Origin of the sequence: Amycolatopsis acididurans, assembly GCF_012328925.1 — a bacterium.
Lineage (GTDB): Bacteria > Actinomycetota > Actinomycetes > Mycobacteriales > Pseudonocardiaceae > Amycolatopsis_E > Amycolatopsis_E acididurans.
Map to the genome: position 1 here is coordinate 222,284 of NZ_JAAXLS010000006.1, position 16,976 is coordinate 239,259.

Sequence of the window (16,976 nt, forward strand, 5' to 3'; positions counted from 1 at the left end):
ACGACCCCGGGTCAGGCCTTCTCGCGGCGGAGCAGCATAGGTGCGCTGCGCCTCACTATCAGCAACGCGATCACCAGCACGATCAGCGCCGCCACGTAGGCCTGCGGGATCACGTACGCCCGGCCGCCGAAGGTGCTTCCGGTGGGCGGGTACAGCAGCGCGATCACGACGCTGACGACGGTGGCCGCGTTCCGGAAGCGTGACGTGCCTGCCGAGGCGGCGAGCGGGATCACCGCCCACAGCAGGTACCACGGCTGCAGCGAGATCATGAGCAGCGCCGTGACGCCCAGCGACACCCCGAGCCCGATCATCGGCCGGTAGCGCCAGCGGAAGCAGTCCCAGAGGAACTTGATCGTGATGAGCCCGCTGATGACGTACCCGACCGTGCCGAGGATCGACACGAGCGCCCCGGTGTGGTTGCCGAGCCCCAGCGCGACCCCCATCAGCCCGCCGACCTGGGCGAGCTCGGTGACCGGCGAGGTCCAGCTCCACACCACGCCCGCGGTGCCGAAGAACGCGTTGATCCAGCCGAAGCCCAGTCCGGTCGCGAAACAGACCGTGACCATGGTCGCCGCGCCCACCGCCGTCATCAGCAACGCCGCGCGCACCAGGTCGACGATGCGGCCGTGCCAGCGTCTGGCGATCATCACCCCGAAGAAGCCCAGCGCCCACAGCGCGTTGAACTTCACCATCGCGCCGAGCGTGATCACCACGGCGCCGAGCACGATGAACGGCAGTTCGCCGCGCGCCAGCGGCGGGGGAGTGTCCCCGGCGACGCGCACCGGCAGCCGCCGCACGCCCAGTTCGAGCCCGGCCATCATCAGCCCGATGCCGAGCGCGTCGTTGTGCGCGCCCGCGACGAGGTGGAACAGCACGAGCGGGTTCATCGCGCCCAGCCACAGCGCGGTCGCGGGCTCGACGCCGAACCGCCGCGCCAGCCGCGGCAGCGCCCAGATGATCAGCACCACGCCGACGAGCGCGAGCGCGCGCTGCAACAGCACGCCCGCCACCACGTTCTGCCCGACCAGTCCCGCGATCCAGCTGCCCAGCCGCAGGAACAGCGGCCCGTAGGGCGCGGGTGTGTCCCGCCAGATGTTGGGCACCCCGCTGGTCAGCGGGTCGCCGATGCCCAGCGCCTGCGCCGGGCCCAGCGCGTACGGGTCCATCCCGCGGTGCACGATCTCGCTCTGCGCGAGGTAGCTGTAGACGTCGCGGGAGAACATCGGCGGCACGAACATCAGCGGCGTCAGCCACATGATCAGCGTGCGGGTCACCTGCGGGCGGGTGACCATCCGGCTGCGGCCGGGCCGGGCGAAGCGGCCGAGCAGCAGCCAGCCCACGATCAGCATGAGCATGCCGGTGAAGGCGATGGCCAGCGACACGGTGGGGATGCGGGCGAACAGGCGCAGGCCGACAATGTCGAGTACCGGGTTCAGCACGGGAGCGGCACCGGCGCCGAGTGAACCCAGGGCGAGCAGGAGCGCGCCGATCGTGCCGAACCGCCGCGTGACGTCGAGTGCGCGCAGTTCGTCCTTGGTCAGCGGGTCGGTGTCCGGTGGCCGCACGGGCGACACGACAGGCCGCTCCTCGGTTTCCGGCTCGGCTACCACGTCACGCAGCCTATCGATAAGCCCGCACGGTGACTCCGGTCACTGCGAATTGATCCCTCTTTGCCCTCGCGGCGGAAATACGACACACTTATGTTGTGAAAAACGACGGTGCACCCCAGACGCCGGGGATCACCGTGCCCGCGCAGCTGAGCACCGAGGGCCGGACCCGGCACGAAGTGGCCCGGCTGCTCCTGGAGGACGGGCCGATGACCGCGGTCGTGGTCGCGGACCGGCTGGGTATCAGCCCCACGGCGGTGCGGCGTCATCTCGACGCACTGGTCGCCGACGGGGAGGCCGCCACCCGGGACGCGCCGCGGCGCGGCCCGCGCGGCCGGGGCCGTCCGGCCAAGCTCTTCCTGCTGACCGAGGCGGGACGGGCGAGGTTCGGGCACGCCTACGACGACCTGGCCTCCTCGGCCATCCGGTTCCTTTCCGAGCACGCGGGCGAGGACGCGGTGCGCGCGTTCGCGGAACGCCGGGTCGCCTCGCTGGTCGAGCCGCACCGGGCCGCGGTCACCGCGCGGCAGGAGCCGTCCGGCCGTGCCGAGGCCCTGGCCGCGGCGCTGACCAGGGAGGGTTACGCTGCGTCGACGCGCCATGTCGGCAGCGGCGAGCAGCTGTGCCAGCACCACTGCCCCGTCGCGCACGTCGCAGCTGAGTTCCCGCAGCTGTGCGAGGCCGAGACGGAGGCCTTCGCCGAGCTGCTCGGCACTCACGTGCAGCGGCTGGCGACCATCGCACGCGGTGACGCCGCGTGCACCACCCACGTCCCCGCGGACGATCCGCGGGGAAGAGCACGAACTCCGAAGGATGGAGGGACAGGCGAATGACTGCCGCTGCCGAGCAGCGCAATCCCACCACTGCGCCGCTGACCCAGGAAGAGACCATCGACTCCCTGGGCAACTACGCGTTCGGGTGGGCGGACTCCGACGCCGCGGGTGCCAGTGCCCGGCGCGGGCTGAACGAGGAGGTCGTCGCCGACATCTCCGGGAAGAAGTCCGAACCGGAGTGGATGCGCGACACGCGACTGAAGGCGCTGAAGCTCTTCGAGCGCAAGCCGATGCCGAACTGGGGCGCCGACCTGTCGGGGATCGACTTCGACAACATCAAGTACTTCGTGCGTTCCACCGAGCAGCAGGCCGCTAGCTGGGACGAGCTGCCCGAGGACATCAGGAACACCTACGACAAGCTGGGCATCCCGGAGGCGGAGAAGCAGCGCCTGATCGCCGGTGTCGCCGCCCAGTACGAGTCCGAGGTCGTCTACCACAAGATCCGCGAGGACCTCGAGGCGCAGGGTGTGCTGTTCCTGGACACCGACACCGCGCTCAGGGAGCACCCGGAGATCTTCAAGGAGCACTTCGGTTCGGTGATTCCGGCCGGTGACAACAAGTTCTCCGCGCTGAACACCGCCGTGTGGTCGGGTGGTTCCTTCATCTACGTGCCGCCGGGCGTGCACGTGGACATCCCGCTGCAGGCCTACTTCCGGATCAACACCGAGAACATGGGCCAGTTCGAGCGGACCCTGATCATCGTCGACGAGAACGCCTACGTGCACTACGTCGAGGGCTGCACCGCGCCGATCTACAAGTCGGACTCGCTGCACTCGGCCGTCGTGGAGATCATCGTGAAGAAGGGCGGCCGCTGCCGCTACACGACGATCCAGAACTGGTCGAACAACGTCTACAACCTGGTCACCAAGCGCGCCAAGTGCGAAGAGGGCGCGACCATGGAGTGGGTCGACGGCAACATCGGCTCCAAGGTGACCATGAAGTACCCGTCGGTCTTCCTGATGGGCGAGCACGCCAAGGGCGAGGTCCTCTCGGTCGCGTTCGCGGGCGAGGGCCAGCACCAGGACGCCGGCGCGAAGATGGAGCACCTGGCACCGCACACCTCCTCGACGATCGTGTCGAAGTCGGTGGCGCGCGGCGGTGGCCGCACCTCCTACCGCGGTCTGGTCAAGGTCGCCAAGCGGGCGCACCACTCGCGCTCGACGGTGAAGTGCGACGCGCTGCTGGTGGACAACATCTCCCGCTCCGACACCTACCCCTACGTCGACATCCGCAACGACGACGTGTCGATGGGGCACGAGGCCACGGTCTCGAAGGTGAGCGAGGACCAGCTGTTCTACCTGATGTCGCGCGGCCTGACCGAGGACGAGGCGATGGCGATGGTGGTGCGCGGCTTCGTCGAGCCGATCGCGCGCGAGCTGCCCATGGAGTACGCGCTCGAGCTGAACCGCCTGATCGAACTGCAGATGGAAGGAGCCGTCGGCTGATGGCCGTGGCTGACAACAATGTCGCGGAGGCCGCGGAGGTTCGCGCGCCCGCCGGCGCTGGAGGCAACGGCTCCAGCCCGGCGGTCTCCCGCGCCGAACGTTTCACCGGGTACGACGTCGAGGCCTTCGAGGTGCCCGGCGGGCGCGAGGAGAACTGGCGCTTCACCCCGATGAAGCGGCTGCGCGGGCTGCACGACGGTTCCGCCGTGGCCACCGGCGAGGTCAAGGTCGACGCCGACGTCGCGCCCGAGGTGCGGGTCGAGACCGTCGGCCGCGAGGACGCGCGGCTGGGCCAGGCGGGCAAGCCGAGTGACCGGATCGCCGCGCAGGCGTACTCGTCGTTCACCTCGGCCACGGTGGTGACCGTGCCGAAGGAAACCCGCGCGTCGAAGCCGTCGGTGATCCGGCTGACCGGTCCCGGCGAGGGCAACGTCGCGTACGGGCACGTGCAGGTGCGCGCGGAGGCGTTCGCCGAGGCCGCGGTCGTGCTCGACCACGTCGGCTCCGGCACCTACGCCGACAACGTCGAGTTCGTCATCGGCGAGGGCGCGAAGCTGACCGTGGTCAGCGTGCAGGACTGGGCCGACGACGCGGTGCACGTTTCCGAACAGCACCTCAAGCTCGGCAAGGACGCGACGCTCAAGCACATCGTGGTCACCCTCGGCGGCGACCTGGTGCGCGTGTCGCCCACCGCGACCTTCGCCGACAAGGGCGGCGACGTCGAGATGCTCGGGCTGTACTTCGCCGACGCGGGGCAGCACCAGGAGCACCGGCTCTTCGTCGACCACGCCGTGCCCCACTGCAAGTCGAACGTGATGTACAAGGGCGCTCTGCAGGGCGACGGCGCGCATGCGGTCTGGATCGGCGATGTCCTGATCCGCGCGGCCGCCGAGGCCACCGACACCTACGAGCTCAACCGCAACCTGGTGCTCACCGAGGGGGCCCGTGCGGACTCGGTGCCGAACCTGGAAATCGAGACGGGCGAGATCCTCGGTGCCGGCCACGCCAGCGCGACGGGAAGGTTTGACGACGAGCAGTTGTTCTACCTGCAGTCGCGCGGGATCGAGGAGGAGTCCGCGCGGCGGCTGGTCGTTCGCGGGTTCTTCCACGAGATCCTGATGAAGATCGACATCCCGGAGGTGCGCGAGCGCCTTCAGGCGGCGATCGAAACCGAGCTCGAAGCCGTCGGCGCCTGACCCACTCCACCACGAAAGACGAAAGAAACCTCATGGCCACACTGGAAATCAAGGATCTGCGCGCCGGCGTCACCACCGACGAGGGCAGCAAGGAGATCCTCAAGGGCGTCAACCTGACGATCCGCTCCGGCGAGACCCACGCGATCATGGGCCCCAACGGTTCGGGCAAGTCGACGCTGTCCTACGCGATCGCCGGGCACCCCAAGTACGAGGTGACCTCGGGCGAGGTGCTGCTGGACGGCGAGAGCGTCCTGGACATGACCGTCGACGAGCGCGCGCGGGCCGGCCTGTTCCTCGCGATGCAGTACCCGGTCGAGGTGCCGGGCGTGTCGATGTCGAACTTCCTGCGCACCGCCGCCACCGCCGTCCGCGGCGAGGCGCCGAAGGTGCGTCACTGGGTCAAGGAAGTCAAGGAGGAGATGGCCAAGCTGGAGATCTCCCAGGAGTTCGCCGAGCGCAGCGTGAACGAGGGCTTCTCCGGTGGCGAGAAGAAGCGCCACGAGATCCTGCAGCTGTCGCTGCTCAAGCCGAAGATCGCGATCCTGGACGAGACCGACTCCGGCCTGGACGTCGACGCGCTGCGCGTGGTTTCCGAGGGTGTCAACGCCTACAAGGCGGGCAACGAGGTCGGCGTCATGCTGATCACGCACTACACGCGGATCCTGCGGCACATCACGCCGGACTTCGTGCACGTCTTCGCCGACGGCCGCATCGTCGAGTCGGGCGGCAAGGAGCTGGCGGACGAGCTTGAGGCCAACGGCTACGTCAAGTACGTGGGCAAGCCCGAGCCGGCCTCGGTCTGAGCTCCGTTCCGAACTGACTGACACCGGAGAGGAGTTGGCGCGGATGACCACCACGCGTTCAGACGCCAACATGACGGCTACATCGCTGGATGTCGCTGCGATACGCGCCGACTTCCCCATTCTTTCGCGCACGGTCCGTGACGGAAAACCGTTGATCTACCTGGACTCCGGCGCGACGTCGCAGCGCCCGCGCCAGGTGCTCGACGCCGAACGGAAGTTCCTGGAGACCTCCAACGCGGCGGTGCACCGCGGTGCGCACCAGCTCGCCGAGGAGGCCACCGACGCCTACGAGTACGGCCGGGCCCGCACCGCCGAGCTCGTCGGCGCGAACCCCGACGAGCTGGTGTTCACCAAGAACGCCACCGAGGGCATCAACCTGGTCGCCTACGCGATGAGCAACGCGGCCACGGCCGGCCCCGAGGCCGAGCGGTTCAAGATCGGTCCCGGCGACGAGATCGTGATCACCGCGATGGAGCACCACGCCAACCTCGTGCCGTGGCAGCAGTTGTGCCAGCGCACGGGGGCCACGCTGCGGTGGTTCGACCTCGACGACGGCTTCCGGCTCGATCTGTCCAATCTGGACGAACTGGTCAACGAGCGCACTAAGGTCGTCGCGTTCACGCACCAGTCGAACGTGCTGGGCACGGTCAACCCGGTCGCGCCGATCGTCAAGCGCGCCAAGGAGGTCGGCGCGCTGACGTTGCTGGACGCGTGCCAGTCGGTGCCGCATTTCAAGGTCGACTTCCACGCGCTGGGCGTGGACTTCGCGGTGTTCTCCGGGCACAAGATGCTGGCCCCGTCCGGCGTCGGTGTCCTTTATGGACGCCGTGAGCTGCTCGAAGCGATGCCGCCGTTTCTGACCGGCGGTTCGATGATCGAGCTGGTCACCATGGAGCGCACCACGTTCGCCCCGCCGCCGCAGAAGTTCGAGGCCGGCGTGCCGATGACCTCGCAGGTGGTGGGACTCGGCGCGGCGGTGGACTACCTGAGCGCGATCGGGATGGACCGCATCGAGGCGCACGAGCACACGCTCACCGAGGCCGCCGTCGCCGGGCTCGCGAAGATCGACGGGGTGCGGCTGATCGGCCCGCCGGAGGCCAAGGACCGCGGCGCGACGATCGCGTTCGTCGTGGACGGGGTGCACCCGCACGACGCCGGGCAGGTGCTGGACAGCCTCGGCATCGCGGTGCGCGTCGGGCACCACTGCGCGTGGCCGCTGCACCGCGTGTGCCAGGTGCCCGCCACCGTGCGGGCCACGTTCTACCTGTACAACGATCTGTCCGAAGTGGACGCGCTCGTGGACGGGGTGCGTGAGGCGCAGAAGTTCTTCGGAGTGGACACAGCGGCGCGCAGCGCCTCCACCGGGGGCGGCGGTCGGGAGAGGGGCCGGCCATGAATCTCGAGTCGATGTACCAGGACATCATCCTGGACCACTACAAGAACCCGCACGGCCGCGGCCTGCGGGAACCGTTCGACGCCGAGTCGTTCCAGGTCAACCCGACCTGTGGCGACGAGGTCACGCTGCGGCTCAAGCTCGACGGCGAGAAGGTCGCCGACGTCTCCTACGAGGGGCAGGGCTGTTCGATCAGCCAGGCGTCGGTTTCCGTGCTCACCGACCTGGTCGTGGGGCACACTGTGGGTGAGGCGCTCAAGACGATGGACGCGTTCGTCGAGCTGATGCAGGGCCGCGGCCAGGTCGAGCCGGACGAGGACGTGCTGGAGGACGGCATCGCCTTCGCCGGGGTGGCCAAGTACCCGGCGCGCGTGAAGTGCGCGCTGCTCGGCTGGATGGCGTTCAAGGACGCGCTGGTCAAGACCGAGGGAGTGAAGGCATGACCGAGCAGCCCCAGACTCGCGAGGGCCGCACCGCGGCCGATCTGCCCGAACAGGCTCAGCCTGCCGGGGCCGAGGTCGCCAAGATCGAGGACATCGAGGAGGCCATGCGCGACGTGGTTGACCCCGAACTCGGCATCAACGTGGTGGATCTCGGTTTGGTGTACGACATCCGCGTCGAGGACGACAACACCGCGACGCTGGACATGACGCTGACGTCGGCGGCGTGCCCGCTGACCGACGTCATCGAGGACCAGACCGCGTCGGTGCTCGTCGGCAGCGCCGGTGTGGTCAAGGACTTCCGCATCAACTGGGTGTGGATGCCGCCGTGGGGTCCGGAAAAGATCACCGAGGACGGCCGCGAACAGTTGCGGGCCCTGGGTTTCACCGTCTGATTTCTCAAGTGGGTACCGTGCGGGACTTCGCTTCGGCGGGGTCCCGCACTTTTGTCCGTCGCGACTTTCGTCATGGCCGCCGCCGTGCATCGACCAGGCGGCGACGAAGGTGACGCGAAACTTCGGCGGGCGGCCGGAACGCCTCAAGCGGTCTGGCCCAACCGCGGCCTCGGCTCCGCCATCGCGTGCCTGCCGCGGCCGCGCAGCACCTCGACCCGTTCGGAATCCGGGCGGGCCAGCACCCAGCTCGATCCGGGCACGGCCTTCGCGCGCTTCTTCAGCGGCGCCAGCCGCCGTGAGGCCTCGCGATAGGAAGCGATCGAGGACGTCGCGCACACGAGCGTCGCCAGCGACACCGTCACCGGCATCCCTTCCGCCGACCACGGCGTGTCCAGCAGTGCCGCCGCGATCGTCGAGATCTCGTCCACATCGCACGCGATCAGGAAATCGTCGCCCCCGACGTGGCCGACCGTCATCTTCGGCAGCCGCGAGGACAGGTCGGTCAGCGTCCGGCCGAGTGCACGGATCAGGTCGTCGCCCGCGGCGAAACCGGCGTTGTCGTTGACCGCCTTGAACGAGTCGACGTCCAGCCAGGCCACGACGAACGGCTCGCGCGCCGCGATCCGGCGGTCCACGTCGCGGGCGACGGTTTCGCTGCCGGGCAGCCGGGTCAGCGGGTTGAGCGCCGCGGCCTCCTCGACCTTGGCCTCGGCCACACCGCGCACGACCTCGGTCACCAGCACCACGCCGAGACACCGGCCCGCCTCGTCGACCACCACGACGTCGTCCCCGGTACGGCTCCAGTCCGCGTCGGTGACCAGTTCGAGCAGTTCGAGCGCGCCCGCGTCGACGCCGATCACGTGCGGCGAGTCCGCCAGCCGGGCGGCCGGGCGTTTCGCGTGCAGGGCGTGTCCGTAGGGGCCGGTCACAGAGACGAGGAAACGCGTCCGGTCGATCGACCACTGTGGACGGTTGTGCTCGTCGACACCGACGATGCCGGACGGGCCTTCGCCGGCCGCGAGCGCGTTGCGGACGTCGTCGCAGGTCGCCGTTTCGGGCAGCGTCGCGGCGGGGCGCAGGAAATCGCCCACCTTCGGCGCGGTCAGCGGACCCGGCATCACGCGCTCGTCGGGATCGGGCGTCGCGGGAGTGAGCAAATGCGACAGATTCACGGTGTCACCGGCCGGAGCGAACAGGTTGCCCTGCGCGATCCGGATGCCGAGCTTGCGCACGGCGGTCAGCTGCGCCTCGGTCTCGATCCCGGTCGCGACGAGCCTGCTGTTCGTACGCGAGGCGTAGTGCAGCAGCGACTCCACGATCGCGACCGAACCGGGATCGCGCGGCAGCCCGTAGAGCACACCGCGATCCAGCTTCAGCACGTCGGCCGGGGCCGCGGCGATGAGCGAGAACGGCAGATCGGCGCGCCCGAGCCCGTCGAGCGCGAGCCGGAAACCGAGTTCGCTGAGCCGGTGCAGGCCGGCCAGCAGCTGTTCGGGCCACACCTGCGCGAACGGCGGCCCGACCTCCAGCACCACCTCGCGCGGCCGCCTGCCGACCTTGGCCAGCGCGTCGAGCAGTGGATCGAACGCCGATTCCGGGGCGGCCGCGGTGGGCGCGGTCACGTTGAGGTGCAGCGGGAGCAGCGTTTCGTGGTCGGCTTCGGCGAGCGCGGCCTGCGCGGCGAGCTCGATGTCGACCTCGGCCAGTCTGCGTTCGCGACGGGCGAGGTCCAGCAGCTCGTGCACGGAACCCTTGCCAGGTCTGGCGAGGGCTTCGAGCGCGACAATGCCGCCGGTGTGCAAGCTGTACAACGGCTGGAAGGCGAATCGGACCGAGGTCGGGGACGCGCGCACGAGAGAGATACTCGCCGGTTGGGCAGCGATTATCCATAGATGTTGACTGATGTTCATTCACAGTCAGCCTGAGTTCGCTGGATCGGCGTAGGTCGTGTGGCCGGTGTCATAGCGCCAGGCGTGCGCGCAGCCGCCACGGCGCGGCGCGGAACAAAGCGGCCATCGCCGCCACGGTTCCCGCGACGTCATTGCGTCCCGACGTGAACGCGCGCTGTAATTCGGTTGGCAGGCCGAAGAACAGTTCGAAGAACTCGGGCAGGTCGCGGCCCTGCATTTCGCCGATCGCGCGCAAACCGAAGCGGCGCAAGGCATGCACCGTACGCGCGGCCGGCGGCCACACCTCGTGTCGAGCCGCGCGCATGGCGTGTTCACCGCTGGTTTTCAGGCCCTCCCGCAAGGTCGCCGCCACGGCGGGGGCGAGCCGGAGCGCGTCGGCGAGCAGATAGCCGGTTGCAGGATGCACCATCGCGGCGGCAAGTCCGAACGCGAGTCCGCGGGGGCGCGGCACATCCAGCGGCAGCCGGACGAATTCCTCCGAGCCCGCCGGGGAAATGCCCGCTTTGGTCAGCCGGTGCCGCAATCGGCCGGCGAGAATATCCAGCGGCAGACCGGGTTGGCGCGCGAGGCAGGTCTCTTCGATCAGCACGCGGTCACCGCGCAGCGGCAGTGCGTAAAGGAAACTGGGGTCCCGTTCGACGCGGGCCCAGTCCATGAACACCGCGGTGTCCGGCGGCACGATCCGTTGCGCGTCCCCGGCGCCGATCACCAGCCCGTACGCGGTCTGCGACATTCCATGACCCGCGCGCCGCACACCGGTGGCGTTCACGAACACCGGAGCCTCGATGCTCGCGCCACCGGCCAGGTGCACCCTCGCCGAACTGAACCCGGCGACCCGGCCGGTCACCGTCGCGACCCGGGCATCGGTCAGGTGCCGTCGCAGGCCGTCGTTGTCCGCGACCAGATAGTCGCGCTCCAGCCAGTGCTCGGTGGTGCCCACGGCGAGGGTCCGCCGCGGGGCGGTGGCGATCGCCTCGTCCGGCAGGTCCGGCACCTCGTCGCGCCACAGGCCGTAGGTCGCGTGCCACGGCTGCGCCGGATCGGGCGCGACGACGGTGGTTTCCAGTCCCTCACGCGCGCAGGCCGAGGCCAGCGCCCACCCGGCCGGGCCGGCGCCCGCCACGACCACGTCAGCCATGTCCCCATCTCAGCACAGGGCGGCGGCCACGGTGGGCCGGCCGGCTTCCCTGCCGCCACCCTCAACCGCGCCGCTTCGCGTCGCTAGCCTGGACCGATGCAACGCGACGAACGCGCGGTCCGCAGGGACGGCGCCGCGGAAACCGGCGACACCTGGTCCGACCTCGCGGACACGCCCTACCGCGTCGACCGGGATCGCATCGTCGTGTCGCCGTTCTTCGCGCGGCTCGGCGGGGTCACGCAGGTGGTCAGCGCCGCGGGGTCCGGGCTGCTGCACAACCGGCTCACGCACAGCCTCAAGGTCGCGCAGGTGGCGCGGGCGGTCGCCGACCGGCTGGTGGACTCACCCGTCTCCGCGGAACTGATCGCCAAGTTCGGCGGACTGGACCCGGACGTCGCCGAAGCCGCCGCACTCGCGCACGATCTCGGGCATCCGCCGTTCGGGCACCTCGGCGAGCAGGTGCTCGACCGCATCGCGCGGCACCGGTTCGGCCTCGCCGACGGGTTCGAGGGAAACGCGCAAAGCTTTCGCATCATCACCACCACCGACGTGCGCGGCCCGTCGGCGATCGGCCTCGACCTGACCGCCGCCGTGCGCGCGGCGGTGCTCAAGTACCCGTGGGCCCGGCTGCACCGGCCCGATCCGCACCCGTCGACGATGCCCAATCCGCCGCGCGGGGCGGCCGAACCGAAGGACGCGCCGGGCACCGGGTCGGCGAAGTTCTCGGCCTACCTGACCGAACTCGACGACGTCGCGCAGGCGCGCGCACCGTTCGTGGGCCGCATCGAGCCGTGGCAGCAGACGATCGAGGCCTCGGTCATGGACACCGCCGACGACATCGCCTACGCGATCCACGATCTGCAGGACTTCCACCGGATCGGTGTGCTGCAGCACGCGCCGGTCGCCGCCGAACTCGGGCAGTGGCTCTCCCGCGCACTCGAACTGGCCGAAATGGACAGTGCGAAGCTGGCCGCCGACGAGCGGAAACCCGGTCACTCGCTGGAACTGCTCCGTCGCCGCATGCACGCGCGCGACGCGTGGATCGTCGACGACGACGCCTTCGCCGCCGCCGTGGCCAGGGTGCGCGCGGACCTGGTGGACGGCCTGCTCGCGCAGTCCTTCGACGGGTCGATCGAGGCCGAGCAGGCCACCGCGGTGTTCTCCGCACGCTGGACGTCGCGGCTGGTCGAGGGCATGGTCGTGCTCGAATCGCCGACCACCCGCTCCGGCCACGTCACGCTGCGGCCCGCGCAGTGGCACGAGGTGGCCGTGCTCAAGTTCGTGCACCGGCATTTCGTGTTGCTGCGCCCGGAACTGGCGCTGCACCAGCGTGGCCAGGCGAGCCTGCTCACGACGCTGGTCGACGCGCTGGACGCGTGGCTCGGCGACCGGGACGAGACGTCGCGGCTCCCGCGCCGCCTGCACGATCTGGTCGAGCTGGCGCACGCCGAGTTCACCGAACTGGCCGCGACCGCGCCGGAGCTGCTCGTCGGGGCGACCGGCGAGCAGGTGGGCGGGGCCGACGCGATCCGAGGGCTGGCGCGCGGCCGGGCGGTGATCGACTTCGTGTCGTCGCTGACCGACGCGCAGGCGGTCGCGCTGCTGGACGCCCTGTCGGGCCGGTCCTCGCAGCCCTGGTCGGATTCGTTCGTCCTGTGAGCCCGGTCCGGGAGGCGCCGGGTGGCGGGCGCGTGGTGGAGGTGTCGCCGGAGCGGCTCGCGGGCTGGTTCGACCGCTTCGCCGCGCGCAACGACGGGATCAGCGACACGCGCGAGGACGGCGAAACCGTCGTGGTGACGGGAAAGAACGGCACCACGGCGACCGTCGCCGTGCCGTTCCCGCCGTTGCAGGGTGCCGGGCCGCCGACCGTGCGGCTCTCGATCCACGCCAAGCAGCCGCGGCGGATCGGCCTGCTGCTGGTCCGGCTCGGGGCGCACAGCATCGGGATCGCCGAGAACGGCAAGGTCGTGGTGTCCCGCACCGACCGCCACCACGTGCACGGCCGCTCGGCCGCCGGTGGCTGGTCGCAGCAGCGGTTCGCCCGGCGCCGCGAAGGGCAGGCGCGGCAGGCGCTGATCGATGTGGCCGACGACGCGCTGGACGTGCTCGGGCCGCATCTGGCGGAGCTGGACGCCGTCGTGCTCGGCGGGGACCGGCGGGCACTGGACGAACTGCGCCAGGACCACCGTCTCGATCCCATCTTTTCCCTTGCCCTGCCGAGGGTTCTCGATGTGCCGGAGCCGCGGCGGGCGGTGCTGGACGAGGCCGCCGAGCGGGCGCGTGCGGTGGAGATCGTGCTCCGGGATGGGTGAACCCGGTCACCGCGGCGGAAAACCCCTGGACGACGGTTTGTACACTGGTGTCGTGGACGTATTGCTGGAGTAATTCCGTGCCGGTCGCCTCGCGGCCGGTCTCGTCGAGTTGTCCACCTGCACCCCCTGCGTCCGGGAGTTTCCTTGATCACGGCCACCGGCCTCGAGCTGCGCGCCGGCTCGCGCATTCTGCTCGCCGACACCACCCTGCGCATTCAGCCGGGAGACCGCATCGGTCTCGTCGGCCGCAACGGCGCGGGCAAGACCACCACGCTGAAGGTGCTCGCCGGGGAGGGCCAGCCCTACGCCGGCGACGTCCGGCACGGCAGCGAACTCGGTTATCTGCCGCAGGATCCGCGCGAAGGTGATCTTTCGGTCACCGCGAAGGATCGCGTGCTGTCCGCGCGCGGGCTCGACGCGATGCTGCGCGACATGGAAAAAGCGCAAAGCGCGATGTCCGAACTCGTCGACGAGAACGCGCGGGACAAAGCGATCCGCCGTTATGGGCGGCTCGAGGAACGCTTTTCCGCGCTCGGCGGGTACGCGGCGGAGAGCGAAGCCGCGCGAATCTGCGCGAATCTCGGCCTCGCCGAGCGTGTTCTGGCACAACCGCTGAGCACTCTGTCCGGCGGGCAGCGGCGGCGCGTCGAACTCGCCCGGATTCTGTTCGCCGCGTCCGATGTGGGTGCTTCCGGTCGTTCCGACACGATTCTGTTGCTGGACGAACCGACCAACCACCTCGACGCCGACTCCATCAATTGGCTGCGCGGGTTCCTCAAGAATCACGAGGGCGGGCTCGTGGTGATCAGCCACGACGTCGAACTGCTCGACGAGGTCGTCAACAAGGTGTGGTTCCTCGACGCCACGCGCGGCGAACTCGACCTCTACAACATGAACTGGAAGCGCTATCTCGAAGCGCGCGCGACCGACGAGAAGCGCCGCCGCCGTGAGCGCGCGAACGCGGAGAAGAAGGCCGCCGCGCTGCAGCAGCAGGCCGCGAAACTGGGCGCGAAGGCCACCAAGGCCGTCGCCGCGAAGAACATGGCCCGCCGTGCCGAGCAGATGCTCGCCGGTCTCGACGGCGAGCGCCAGGCCGACAAGGTCGCGCACATCAAGTTCCCGGCTCCCGCGCCGTGCGGCCGCACGCCGCTCACCGCCGAGGGACTGTCCAAATCGTACGGTTCGCTGGAGATCTTCACCGGGGTCGATCTCGCCATTGATCGCGGTTCAAAGGTCGTGGTGCTGGGCCTCAACGGCGCGGGAAAGACGACACTGCTGCGGTTGCTCGGCGGAATGGAGCGGCCGGACACCGGCGAGGTCCGCGAGGGCCACGGAATGCGCCTTGGCTACTACGCACAGGAGCACGAGACGCTCGATCACGATGCCTCGGTGTGGGAAAACATCCGCCACCTGGCGCCCGACACCGGCGCACAGGAACTGCGGAACCTGCTCGGCTCGTTCCTGTTCAGCGGCGAGCAGCTCGAACAGCCGACCGGAACTCTGTCCGGTGGCGAGAAAACCCGGCTGGCGCTGGCCGGTCTGGTCTCCAGTGCGGCGAATGTCCTGTTGCTGGACGAACCGACCAACAACCTGGATCCGGCCAGCCGCGCGCAGGTTCTGGACGCGTTGCGCAGTTACGAGGGAGCGGTCGTGCTCGTTACTCACGACCCGGGCGCGGTCGAAGCACTCGAGCCGGAACGCGTGATCCTGCTTCCGGACGGCACGGAGGATCACTGGTCGTCCGATTATCTTGAACTCGTCCAGTTGGCCTGATCCGAACCGCCCTCACGTTGCTTAGTTGTTGTAGGCAACCACACCGTAATGGCCCAATATTGGGTCTCTGAGACAGGTTTTTCGCTCGCCGTCTGGCATTCCGGCGTCCCGTGTTCGATCATTGCGAGTGCAGGGCCGCGCCAGGCCCCCAACACCTGTCTGGAGGAAGGCGGAACGACGTGGCTGACCTGAAGAAGGGCGCGCGAATCACCGGAAACACGCGCGACAAGCTGGCCGCTGACCTGAAGAAGAAATACGAGAAGGGTGCGAGTATTCGTGCTCTCGCGGAGTCGACCGGACGCTCGTACGGTTTTGTGCACCGCGTACTTTCCGAATCGGGTGTTCAGTTGCGGGGGCGCGGTGGCGCTACTCGCGTGAAGAAGAAGTAGTACCAATAGGAGTTTTTGTCTCCGCACGGCGAAAACACAACATCGCACCGAGCAGCACGAGTGGGTACACCAGATATCCGTAGCGCGTGGCGGGCGTGAGTATGGTGAACGCTCCGAGCCCGACGGCGACCCGCAGCATCGCGTCCGAACCTGTGGTGGGGGGCCTGCGCAGCAACCAGGCCAGGATCGCGGTCGCGGCGGCGCCGAGGAGCGCGAACGCGACGGCCTTCCCGGCCGGTCCCGTACTCGCTATGAGGTAGCCCGGCAGTGGGCTGGCCGCCGGCGAGGTGACCACCCCGAGCCCCGCCGGGAAGCGGATCACGTGCTCGACGAACGCGCTGGGGTCCACCAGCAGTACGGGGATGTTGACGATCGCACCGGCCGTCACGAGTGTGGCCAGGAAGCGGGCGAGCGCCCGCCGGCCGAGCCGCGCTGCCACCAGCGCGGCCAGCACCACGGCGGCCGGTGCGACGATCAGTTTCGCGCTCACGACGAGGGCGAGCACGATCGCCGAGGACACCGGCCGATCGCGCGCCGCCAGCGCGCCGGCGACCAGCAGCAAGCCGACGATCGCGAGATCGGGCCCGGCGACGGACCAGGTCAACGCGGTCAGCGGGCAGGCCACCGCGAGTTGGGCGGTGAGTACCGGAATCCGTGGCGAGCCCATGAGCTTCCACGTGATCCACACGCAGACGGTCGCGGTCAGCGCGAAAACCAGCCGCGCGTCGGTCAGCGCGTCGGCCACCGGCGTGCCGCCGAACAATGCCCGCGGCAGGCCGAACAACGCCATGACCGGGCCGTAGGGCGTGTAGTCGTTGACCTCGGGCGGGCGGCCGAGCGCGGTTATGTCCACATAGGGCGTTCCGTGGTGCACCAGCAGGCTCGCGGACCGCTCGATCACCCACACTTCGGGCTGCGCGCTCCACGAGTACGGCGTGATCAGCCAGTCGACGCCGGTCAGCCGGCGCACGACCAGGAAGGCCAGCGGCACCAGCATCGCGAAGACGCCGACCGCGGCCATCCCGAGCCAGCGCGACCGCCACCAGCCCGTGCGTGCACGCTGGGTGAGCAGCCACGCACTGTGCAGCGCGGCGAACCCGTATCCCGCGCTCGCGAAGGCGCCCCACATCCGGAATCCGTAAAACTCCGAGGTGAGCGCGGCCGCGACCGCGTAACCTGCGCAGGCCAGGTAAATGGCCAGATCCAGCGCCCGCGGGGAGGTGGCCGGTCGCCGGGTGCGGGCGCGGGTGGAGGTTGACGCGTCGACACCCATGGGACGCAAGATTACCGGGGTGTTCTCCGGTGGCGGAAAATGTCCGGTGCGGTTCGGGAAGCTTCTCTT

At 69.5% G+C, this 16,976-nt stretch carries 15 protein-coding genes; 11 read left to right on the plus strand and 4 right to left on the minus strand.

The genetic code is table 11. From position 1 onward, the window contains the following. Positions 1 to 11: 11 nt before the first annotated feature. Positions 12 to 1,610: a polyprenol phosphomannose-dependent alpha 1,6 mannosyltransferase MptB gene (gene mptB / locus HFP15_RS12820; protein ID WP_312871561.1), complete on the minus strand. Its 1,599-nt coding sequence runs from the start codon at positions 1,608 to 1,610 to the stop codon at positions 12 to 14. A gap of 95 nt (positions 1,611 to 1,705) precedes the next feature. Here mptB and HFP15_RS12825 point away from each other — a divergent pair, with 95 nt between their 5' ends. The 7 genes from HFP15_RS12825 to HFP15_RS12855 are packed head-to-tail and all read left to right on the plus strand — an operon-like array spanning position 1,706 to position 8,112. Continuing rightward, on the plus strand, positions 1,706 to 2,440 hold the full coding sequence (locus HFP15_RS12825) for a helix-turn-helix transcriptional regulator (protein WP_312871562.1): 735 nt from the start codon (positions 1,706 to 1,708) through the stop codon (positions 2,438 to 2,440). Next, positions 2,437 to 3,885, plus strand: coding sequence for a Fe-S cluster assembly protein SufB (gene sufB / locus HFP15_RS12830; RefSeq protein WP_168514986.1), 1,449 nt, complete (start codon positions 2,437 to 2,439; stop codon positions 3,883 to 3,885). Before HFP15_RS12825 ends, sufB begins: the two co-directional genes overlap by 4 nt. Further along, positions 3,885 to 5,081, plus strand: coding sequence for a Fe-S cluster assembly protein SufD (gene sufD, locus HFP15_RS12835; RefSeq protein WP_168514988.1), 1,197 nt, complete (start codon positions 3,885 to 3,887; stop codon positions 5,079 to 5,081). Before sufB ends, sufD begins: the two co-directional genes overlap by 1 nt. Before the next feature lie 32 nt (positions 5,082 to 5,113). After that, a complete protein-coding gene (gene sufC, locus HFP15_RS12840) occupies positions 5,114 to 5,884 on the plus strand; it encodes a Fe-S cluster assembly ATPase SufC (protein ID WP_168514990.1) in 771 nt (256 codons plus the stop codon). A gap of 43 nt (positions 5,885 to 5,927) precedes the next feature. Then, on the plus strand, positions 5,928 to 7,280 hold the full coding sequence (locus HFP15_RS12845) for a cysteine desulfurase (protein WP_168514992.1): 1,353 nt from the start codon (positions 5,928 to 5,930) through the stop codon (positions 7,278 to 7,280). Beyond that, complete coding sequence (gene sufU, locus HFP15_RS12850; protein WP_168514994.1) at positions 7,277 to 7,720, plus strand: Fe-S cluster assembly sulfur transfer protein SufU; 444 nt, start codon at positions 7,277 to 7,279, stop codon at positions 7,718 to 7,720. Before HFP15_RS12845 ends, sufU begins: the two co-directional genes overlap by 4 nt. Further along, positions 7,717 to 8,112: a metal-sulfur cluster assembly factor gene (locus tag HFP15_RS12855; RefSeq protein WP_168514996.1), complete on the plus strand. Its 396-nt coding sequence runs from the start codon at positions 7,717 to 7,719 to the stop codon at positions 8,110 to 8,112. Before sufU ends, HFP15_RS12855 begins: the two co-directional genes overlap by 4 nt. A gap of 143 nt (positions 8,113 to 8,255) precedes the next feature. Here the strand turns inward: HFP15_RS12855 and HFP15_RS12860 are convergent, their stop codons facing one another. Next, positions 8,256 to 9,965: a GGDEF domain-containing protein gene (locus HFP15_RS12860; RefSeq protein WP_312871563.1), complete on the minus strand. Its 1,710-nt coding sequence runs from the start codon at positions 9,963 to 9,965 to the stop codon at positions 8,256 to 8,258. A gap of 106 nt (positions 9,966 to 10,071) precedes the next feature. Beyond that, complete coding sequence (locus tag HFP15_RS12865; RefSeq protein ID WP_168515000.1) at positions 10,072 to 11,160, minus strand: lycopene cyclase family protein; 1,089 nt, start codon at positions 11,158 to 11,160, stop codon at positions 10,072 to 10,074. Between the two features lie 96 nt (positions 11,161 to 11,256). On the opposite strand from HFP15_RS12865, the gene HFP15_RS12870 reads away from it, so the two are divergent. The 4 genes from HFP15_RS12870 (at position 11,257) to HFP15_RS12885 (ending at position 15,634) form a co-directional block, all read left to right on the plus strand. Then, entirely contained in the window at positions 11,257 to 12,819 is a 1,563-nt protein-coding gene (locus tag HFP15_RS12870) for a deoxyguanosinetriphosphate triphosphohydrolase family protein (protein WP_168515002.1), read from the plus strand. Next, a complete protein-coding gene (locus tag HFP15_RS12875) occupies positions 12,816 to 13,472 on the plus strand; it encodes an acVLRF1 family peptidyl-tRNA hydrolase (protein ID WP_168515004.1) in 657 nt (218 codons plus the stop codon). The genes HFP15_RS12870 and HFP15_RS12875 overlap by 4 nt, the downstream gene beginning before the upstream one ends. A 144-nt stretch (positions 13,473 to 13,616) precedes the next feature. Beyond that, complete coding sequence (locus HFP15_RS12880; protein ID WP_168515006.1) at positions 13,617 to 15,245, plus strand: ABC-F family ATP-binding cassette domain-containing protein; 1,629 nt, start codon at positions 13,617 to 13,619, stop codon at positions 15,243 to 15,245. 179 nt (positions 15,246 to 15,424) lie between these two features. Next, the gene (locus HFP15_RS12885) at positions 15,425 to 15,634 is read left to right on the plus strand and encodes a helix-turn-helix domain-containing protein (RefSeq protein ID WP_005437638.1); all 210 of its coding nucleotides are present in this window, start codon (positions 15,425 to 15,427) and stop codon (positions 15,632 to 15,634) included. On the opposite strand, the gene HFP15_RS12890 is transcribed toward HFP15_RS12885, so the two are convergent. Then, positions 15,612 to 16,907 carry a glycosyltransferase 87 family protein gene (locus HFP15_RS12890; protein ID WP_168515008.1) on the minus strand — a complete coding sequence of 432 codons (1,296 nt, stop codon included), beginning with the start codon at positions 16,905 to 16,907 and terminating at the stop codon, positions 15,612 to 15,614. The genes HFP15_RS12885 and HFP15_RS12890 overlap by 23 nt on opposite strands. Between the last annotated feature and the right edge of the window lie 69 nt (positions 16,908 to 16,976).

What these genes read in the sequence shown, in the direction of transcription:
- HFP15_RS12845 (WP_168514992.1), top strand. Translation starts at nt 5,928, where the DNA reads ATGACCACCACGCGTTCAGACGCCAACATGACGGCTACATCGCTGGAT.
- sufB (WP_168514986.1), top strand. Translation starts at nt 2,437, where the DNA reads ATGACTGCCGCTGCCGAGCAGCGCAATCCCACCACTGCGCCGCTGACC.
- HFP15_RS12855 (WP_168514996.1), top strand. Translation starts at nt 7,717, where the DNA reads ATGACCGAGCAGCCCCAGACTCGCGAGGGCCGCACCGCGGCCGATCTG.
- sufC (WP_168514990.1), top strand. Translation starts at nt 5,114, where the DNA reads ATGGCCACACTGGAAATCAAGGATCTGCGCGCCGGCGTCACCACCGAC.
- sufU (WP_168514994.1), top strand. Translation starts at nt 7,277, where the DNA reads ATGAATCTCGAGTCGATGTACCAGGACATCATCCTGGACCACTACAAG.
- HFP15_RS12865 (WP_168515000.1), bottom strand. Translation starts at nt 11,160, where the DNA reads ATGGCTGACGTGGTCGTGGCGGGCGCCGGCCCGGCCGGGTGGGCGCTG.
- HFP15_RS12890 (WP_168515008.1), bottom strand. Translation starts at nt 16,907, where the DNA reads ATGGGTGTCGACGCGTCAACCTCCACCCGCGCCCGCACCCGGCGACCG.
- HFP15_RS12870 (WP_168515002.1), top strand. Translation starts at nt 11,257, where the DNA reads ATGCAACGCGACGAACGCGCGGTCCGCAGGGACGGCGCCGCGGAAACC.
- sufD (WP_168514988.1), top strand. Translation starts at nt 3,885, where the DNA reads ATGGCCGTGGCTGACAACAATGTCGCGGAGGCCGCGGAGGTTCGCGCG.